This is a genomic window from Zoogloea oleivorans, from assembly GCF_008107625.1.
GTDB classification, from domain to species: domain Bacteria; phylum Pseudomonadota; class Gammaproteobacteria; order Burkholderiales; family Rhodocyclaceae; genus Zoogloea; species Zoogloea oleivorans.
Map to the genome: position 1 here is coordinate 1 of NZ_SDKK01000051.1, position 6,026 is coordinate 6,026.

Here is a 6,026-nt window from a genome sequence, read left to right on the forward strand (position 1 = left end):
CCTCGGGAACCCGGTCCGGGTGGCAGCGCATGGCGGCGCTCCGGTAACGCTGCCGGAGTTCGGCCCGTTCATCGTCGCCCAGGGCGTCCAGCGCGGCGTTGTCGTCCGCCGCGAAGGGCTGACAGCCCTCCCACTCGGCAGCCGCTTCACGCTCGGCGTGCAGGTCTGCCTCGGCGCCGGAGCATCAGCCTGTCTCCGGTCACCAGTCCTGAGCCCTCAAGCCGTAGCGTGACGCCGTTCTCTTCAGCCAGGGCGCCGTAGAAATCGAACAGGGCAGTGACCTCGTCCGCCAGATCAAAGCTTTCCTGGCCCGGTACGATCAGGCCGTTCTCCGATTTGGCCAAAAATAGCATGTCCGAAATCATCCGCGACAGACGCTCGAACTCCTCGCAATTGGACTCCAGCACCTCCCGGTACTCGGTGGAGCTTCGGGTCTTGGAGAGGGCAACCTGGGTTTGCGTCATCAGGTTGCTGACTGGGGTCCGGAGTTCGTGAGCCAGGTCTGATGAAAAATCCGAGAGTCGCTTGAACGACTCCTCCAGCCGGGCCAGCATGTCGTTGAGGGATTCGGCCAACTCAGCCAGTTCGACGGGTACGGCATCCACAGGTAAACGCTGGTCAAGACGTTGGGCGCTGACTTCCGTCGCTCTTCGCTTCATCTCGCGAAGTGGCGCCAGGCCTCGACGGGCAGCAAACCAACCGAGTAGTCCGGTCGCCAAGGTGCCCCCAATGACCACGAGCCAGAGGGTCTTCATGAATGAGTCCATGAAGCTCCGGTGATGGGAAATGTCCGTCGCGACGGCGACTACGGCGGGCGGCCACGCCTGAACTCCGGTTGGTGCTTCGGCCACGATACCCCGGAAGGACAACTGGTCATCGACTTGCCACACGTAGGGGCGCTCAGCCTCAGGTGTTTTGACCCGATCCAGTAAGCGCTGGGGGAAAGGGGCGTCCTCGGTGGCGAACAGGGTGCGACCATCCGGCCCCTTTACTGCCACGACCAAGCCATGATGGCCGATCAAGGAGTCGTCCATCTGCTGCGGAATGGCTGCCAGATCCTTTGACGAATGAACCTTGGCCAAGGCATGGCGAATCAATTCGAGTTTGCCGGTCAGGGCCTCCATGTCCTGCTCTTCGAAGTGGTGTTCGACGGACTCAGCCACAATCAAACCTAGTACCAGCAACACCACGGTTGATGCCGCCGCGAACAGCACGGTCAGGCGGAAGGTCAGCGACTTGCGGCGGACAGGGCGCACTATTCGTCCTCCTGTTCTTCCAGCACATAGCCCATGCCACGCACGGTGCGAATCAGCTTGGGTTCAAAACCGTCGTCGATCTTGGCCCGCAGGCGGCGCACCGCCACCTCGATCACATTGGTGTCGCTGTCGAAATTCATGTCCCACACCTGGGAGGCGATCAGGGAGCGCGGCAGCACTTCACCGCGCCGGCGCAGCAGGAGTTCAAGGAGTGCAAACTCCTTGGCGGTCAGGTCGATCCGCTTGCCCGCCCGCGTGACGCGGCGGCGCAGGAGGTCCAGCTCCAGATCTGCCGCATGCAAGGCGTCGACTTCCTTGTTCTTGGCCCCCCGGCGCAGGAGGGTTCGAACGCGAGCCAGTAACTCCGAGAAGGCGAAGGGTTTGACCAGATAGTCGTCGGCCCCTAGCTCCAGCCCCTTGACTCGGTCATCCACGCTGTCTTTGGCGGTCAGAAACAGGACGGGCATCTCCTTGCCGGCCTTGCGCAGGGCCTGCAGGACGCGCCAACCATCGAGCCCCGGCAGCATCACGTCGAGCACGATGAGGTCGTAAGCTTCGGTCATCCCGAAGTGCAGTCCGTCCATGCCGTCCCGGACCAGGTCCACATTGAAGCCGGCTTCAACCAGCCCTTGCTTGAGGTAGTCCCCTGTTTTGGGTTCATCCTCGACGATCAGTATTTTCATGGTCTTCCTCGCAGCATTCTCCATTTGGCAGCATTAGTTTGGCGCAAGCCACCTCCATTCTTCCCAAGATTACAAAGATGTAATTCCCGGGTCAGTCTCCTGTCGGTTTTTGCACCGCACACTGCTCGCCATGGGAACACCAGATTCCCGAGGCCCCCTTTTGACCCCATGGAGACGACCGATGCGATCAACCCTGCTCGGACTGCTGGCACTGGCCTTGACGAAAAGCGTCCTGGCTGCTGAGCCGCCCACCTTGGAGCCTGCCTCCAGGACTTCCCCTCATGCGTCTTCCTTGTCCGATTATCGTGCCTGGTCGGAAGCCCCCGTTGGCGCATGGCGAGCGGCCAATGATGGTGTTCAGCGTACAGGCGGCATGCATGCAGGCCATATGGCACCTGCCAACACCGATGGGGCTTTGCAAAAGGAAAGCGGAGCGACGCCGCCGGCCTCAGCGAGGCCCCCTGCTGATCATCACCATTAGGAGTTCGCCGTGCGCTCAACCCTATCTCCACGACACTCCCGCGCCATCAAGGGCCTGACCGCCCTGGTCCTTGGTACGCTGGTCCTGAGTGGCTGTGCCAGTTTCTCCCCGGACGGAGGCTTCGACACCATCCGGGAAACGACCCGCGCCCGTATCGGTGCCGATGCCCAATGGGCCAGGAGCGACGAGGCCCGCAAGGAGGTCGATACACGTGTGACCGAGCTGCTGGCCAAGCCCCTGGCCGCTGAGGATGCTGTTCAGGTCGCCATTTACAATAACCGGGGACTCCGCGCCGCATTCTACGATCTTGGGATCAGCGAAGCCGAGATGGTCCAGGCCGGGCGCCTGCCGAACCCCCATTTTTCGATGCTTCGTACCAGCCGCGCCGAGAATGGGGTACGCGAATTCAAGATTGAACAGGTGCTGACCTTCAACCTGTTCGCGCTGATCACCATGCCGCTTGCCGTGGAGGTCGAGAAACGCAACTTCGCCCAGACCCAGCGCATGACGGCGCTGGAGGTGGCGAGGCTGGCCTCCGAGACGCGCAAGGCCTACTTTGGTGCCATCGCGGCCGAAGAGTCGGTCCGTTACCTCCGAAAAGTAAAGCAGGCGGCGGAAGCCGGCGCTGGCCTGGCCCGCAAGATGGCGGAAGTCGGTAACTTCAACCGGCTTCAGCAGGCGCGCGAGCAAGGTTTCTATGCGTCCGCGGCCCTCGATCTGGCCCGTGCCGAGCAAGCCAGCATTGCGGCGCGGGAGCGGCTGACCAAGCTGCTGGGCTTGCCATCACCCCAGGCGATTCGACTCCCCGAGCGCCTGCCCGATCTGCCCAAGTTGCCCGACGAACTGCCGGCTGTCGAGCAAACGGCACTGGATCAGCGCCTCGATCTTCAGGCGGTCCGTCTCGAAACCGAGGCACTGGCCAAAAACCTTGGCCTCACCCAGGCCACGCGCTTCATCAACGTGCTGGAGTTCGGGCCGGCGCGTGTCCTGGAGGGCGCGCGGGATAGCGGCTACAAACGCGGCTACGAAGTGAGTTTCGAGCTTCCGATCTTCGACTTTGGCGGCAGCAAGGTTGCCAAGGCAGAAGCAATCTATGGCCAGGCCGTTGAACGTGCGGCCGAAGCCGCCATCAACGCCCGTTCGGAAGTCCGCGAAGCCTACTCGGCGTATCGCAACAGCTTCGACATTGCAAAGCACTACCGGGACGAAATCGTGCCGCTCAACAAGCGGATCGCCGAAGAGAACCTGCTGCGCTACAACGGCATGCTGATCGGGGTCTTCGAGCTGCTTGCCGACGCCCGTTCCCAGATCACCAGTGTGAACAGCTATATCGAGTCCCTGCGTGACTACTGGATTGCCCAGAGTGATCTACAAATGGCCCTGATCGGCAAGCCCTCCCTGGCCGCCGCCTCACGTACCGCTCCGGCCAGCACCGGCCGTCCGGATCACTGAACCGAAAGGACACCCGATGACATCCCGTCGTGCATTCATCCAAAGCCTGGGCCTGACCGGCGGTGCCGTGGCCGCGGCCTCGGTCAGTCCCGTCGCCATGGCAGCACTTCCTGAGCTGATCCTGAAGGAGGATCCGAACACGGCGCCTCCGCATCTCCCGCGAGGCGTCACCGGCGCCGGTCGGCCCTATAACCCGGTGGTCACCCTCAACGGCTGGACCCTGCCGTGGCGCATGAACAAGGGCGTCAAGGAGTTTCACCTGGTGGCCGAGCCGGTTGTGCGGGAGATCGCTCCCGGCATGAATGCCCACCTGTGGGGTTACAACGGACAAAGCCCCGGCCCGACGATCGAAGTGGTCGAAGGCGACCGGGTGCGCATCTTCGTCACCAACCGCCTGCCTGAGCACACCACCATTCATTGGCACGGGCAACGTCTGCCCAGCGGAATGGATGGTGTCGGCGGACTCACCCAGCCGCAGATTCCACCGGGCAAGACCTTTGTCTACGAGTTCGTGGCACGCCGGCCAGGCACCTTCATGTATCACCCCCATGCCGACGAGATGACCCAGATGGCGATGGGCATGATGGGCTTCTGGGTCACCCATCCGAAGGACCGGCACCCCCTCATCGACGAGGTGGACCGGGATTTCTGCTTCCTCCTGAACGCCTATGACATCGATCCCGGCAGCTATACACCGAAGGTGAACACGATGCTCGATTTCAACCTGTGGACTTTCAACAGCCGGGCTTTTCCGGGCATCGACTCCCTCAATGTGCGCCAGAACGACCGGGTCCGTATCCGCGTCGGCAACCTGACGATGACGAATCATCCGATTCACCTGCATGGCCACGAATTCACGGTCACCGGCACCGACGGTGGCCCGACACCGAAGGGGTCGCGCTGGCCGGAGGTGACGACCGACATCGCCGTCGGGCAGATGCGCCAAGTCGAGTTCATCGCCAACGAAGCGGGTGACTGGGCTTTCCATTGCCACAAGAGCCACCACACGATGAATGCGATGGGCCATGACGTGCCGACAATGATCGGGGTTGATCACCGGGAAGCCGCCAAGCAGATCACCGATCTCATTCCCGACTACATGGTCATGGGAGAGCGCGGCATGGCCGACATGGGTGAAATGGAGATGCCGCTGCCGGACAACACGCTTCCGATGATGACAGGCCAAGGCCCCTATGGCGCGGTGGAGATGGGGGGCATGTTCACCGTACTGAAGGTGCGTGCCGAGCAGAAGGCTGGTGATTACGCTGACCCCGGCTGGTACAAGCAGCCTCCCGGCACCCGTGCCTATGAATGGACCGGGCCAGCCGCTGAGCCGCCGCGCGTAAAAACCCAGGGGGGGCAATCCATGCCGGCGAAGGGCAAGCCCGCCGCCACCGACGTGCAGGTCCGAAAGCCTGGTCCGCACTCCGGTCACTGAGCGCCACTCACGATAACAAGCACCGAGGAACCCCATCATGAACAAGACCCTGATCACCCTGGCGGTTCTGGCTGCCGTGGGTGCGGCTTCAGGGGCCGTCCTTCTTTACGCTGGCGCCATCAACGTCGCCGCCGACGCGCCCCATCACCCGCTGACCTATCGTTTGCTCGAATTTGCCCGTGAGCGCTCCATTGCCGTACGGGCAAGCGAGATCAAGCCGCCCATCAATCTGGCCAATCCGGAACGGGTTCGCCGGGGCTCGGGTAACTACGACGCGATGTGTGTGGGATGCCACTTGTCCCCAGAGGCTGAAGATTCAGAGATCCGCAAGGGACTCTATCCGACACCGCCCAAGCTGACTGCCAATCCCGAAGCGGTGCTCGACCCCCAATTCGCCCAGGCCCGTCAGTTCTGGATCATCAAGCACGGGATCAAGGCCTCCGGCATGCCGGCCTGGTCCAAGGGCGGGATGGAGGATGAAGCGATCTGGGATCTGGTCGCCTTCCTCCAGAGGCTGCCAGGGCTGACTGCGACCGACTATACGGCGCTTGTGGCATCCAGCGAGGGACACAGTCACGGTGGGCTTGATGCCCATGACGCTCATGGCGACCCTGCAAAGGATGAGCCCGTCCCTCCCGTAGCCGTGGAGAAAAAGGGGCACACCCATCCGCCCGGGTTCAAGCATACGCACTAGGATTTCAGCGCCTCCGCTTGAA

5 protein-coding genes are annotated in these 6,026 nt (G+C 62.5%); 3 read left to right on the plus strand and 2 right to left on the minus strand.

The window, feature by feature from the left end:
• Positions 1 to 146: 146 nt before the first annotated feature.
• Together ETQ85_RS25130 and ETQ85_RS25135 are read right to left on the minus strand one after the other, a co-directional pair.
• A complete protein-coding gene (locus ETQ85_RS25130; protein ID WP_148581745.1) occupies positions 147 to 1,256 on the minus strand; it encodes a heavy metal sensor histidine kinase in 1,110 nt (369 codons plus the stop codon).
• Positions 1,256 to 1,939 carry a heavy metal response regulator transcription factor gene (locus ETQ85_RS25135; protein ID WP_148581746.1) on the minus strand — a complete coding sequence of 228 codons (684 nt, stop codon included), beginning with the start codon at positions 1,937 to 1,939 and terminating at the stop codon, positions 1,256 to 1,258. The genes ETQ85_RS25130 and ETQ85_RS25135 overlap by 1 nt, the downstream gene beginning before the upstream one ends.
• Positions 1,940 to 2,429: 490 nt before the next feature.
• Here ETQ85_RS25135 and ETQ85_RS25140 point away from each other — a divergent pair, with 490 nt between their 5' ends.
• The 3 genes from ETQ85_RS25140 to ETQ85_RS25150 are packed head-to-tail and all read left to right on the plus strand — an operon-like array spanning position 2,430 to position 6,004.
• Positions 2,430 to 3,872 (plus strand): TolC family protein, encoded by a 1,443-nt coding sequence (locus ETQ85_RS25140; RefSeq protein WP_148581747.1) that lies wholly within the window; start codon positions 2,430 to 2,432, stop codon positions 3,870 to 3,872.
• A 16-nt stretch (positions 3,873 to 3,888) separates the two neighbouring features.
• The gene (locus tag ETQ85_RS25145) at positions 3,889 to 5,310 is read left to right on the plus strand and encodes a multicopper oxidase family protein (RefSeq protein WP_148581748.1); all 1,422 of its coding nucleotides are present in this window, start codon (positions 3,889 to 3,891) and stop codon (positions 5,308 to 5,310) included.
• A 37-nt stretch (positions 5,311 to 5,347) separates the two neighbouring features.
• Positions 5,348 to 6,004: a c-type cytochrome gene (locus ETQ85_RS25150; protein ID WP_148581749.1), complete on the plus strand. Its 657-nt coding sequence runs from the start codon at positions 5,348 to 5,350 to the stop codon at positions 6,002 to 6,004.
• Positions 6,005 to 6,026: the final 22 nt, after the last annotated feature.